Raw genomic sequence first — 779 nt, forward strand, 5'->3', positions numbered from 1 at the left:
GTTGGCCGTGAACTGCTGCACCGCGGGCACGAAGTGCACATGGCCGTCCCCCCTAACCTGGTGGGCTTCGTCGAGTCGGCAGGGCTCGGCGCGACGGCGCTCGGTCCGGACCCGCAGGAGATGCTCGAAGCGCATTGGGCCTTCTACAGAACGTGTTTTCGCACGCCTTGGCGCATCCGCGAAGTGAGCAGACTGTCGCGCGAGGCATGGGAACCCAAGGCTCGAGCGTGGGAAGAGCTGAGCAGAACGCTGACGTCTCTTGCGAAGGGCGTCGACCTGCTGCTCACCGGCCCTCTCGGGGAAGATGTCGCGGCCAACGTCGCGGAGTACCGCGGTATCCCGCTGGCGGTGATGCAATTCGTCCCTATGCGAGCCAACGGGCGGGTGTTCGAGCGCGCGGTGACGAAGTTCGGGGAGTGGGTCCAGTGGAGGGTGCTGTACAAAAAGGCCGAAGACAAGCAACGCGGTGAGCTCGGTCTGCCCAGGGCGACGGCGCCTGCCCCACGCAGGATCGCCGGGTCGCTGGAGATTCAGGCGTACGACGAGGTTTGGTTTCCCGGATTGGCGGCCGAGTGGGGCGAAAGGCGGCCGTTTGTCGGCACACTGACGATGCAGTTGCCGACCGACGCCGACGAGGAGATTGCATCATGGATCGCCGCGGGAAAACCACCCATCTATTTCGGCTTCGGCAGCATCCCCGTCGACTTGGTCGAGTCTGCTGACAGCGTGTTCGCCATGATCACGGATGCGTGCGTGGAGCTGGGTGAGCGGGCGCTGAT

At 65.0% G+C, this 779-nt stretch carries 1 protein-coding gene; it reads left to right on the forward strand.

Going from position 1 to position 779, the window contains the following annotated elements; all coding sequences use genetic code 11:
• The coding region (locus A5698_RS22985) for a glycosyltransferase family protein (protein WP_502688980.1) at positions 1-779 on the forward strand (779 nt) is incomplete at both ends.

This window comes from Mycobacterium sp. E136 (assembly GCF_001666865.1).
Classification (GTDB): Bacteria; Actinomycetota; Actinomycetes; order Mycobacteriales; family Mycobacteriaceae; genus Mycobacterium.